Annotated in this window: 1 protein-coding gene; it reads right to left on the minus strand. The window is 58.8% G+C overall.

Features of this window, described 5'->3' with window-relative positions:
* Positions 1-216: phage late control D family protein (locus tag IAE24_RS30135; protein WP_233626446.1), on the minus strand; the 216-nt coding region annotated here is incomplete at both ends.

Consider the following 216-nt stretch of genomic DNA (forward strand, 5'->3'; position numbering starts at 1 on the left):
GAAGTCGTAGTCGTCGCTGTAATGGCGGCCCGATTTGATTTCCTGCTCCAGCTGCCAGGCGTGGATGTTTTCCTGATCGCCTGCGGCGGCTTTTTCCGGGGGATAAAAGGGAATGGAGGCGCCCCCGGGCAATACGCTGTGCGAGGCAATGATGTCGTCGCACACCACCAGGGTGTGCTGGCCCGAGGCATGCTCGAAGAAGTAGTAAATGCCTTC

It is taken from the genome of Delftia sp. S65 (genome assembly GCF_016516495.1).
In the GTDB taxonomy this organism is placed as follows: domain Bacteria; phylum Pseudomonadota; class Gammaproteobacteria; order Burkholderiales; family Burkholderiaceae_C; genus Comamonas; species Comamonas acidovorans.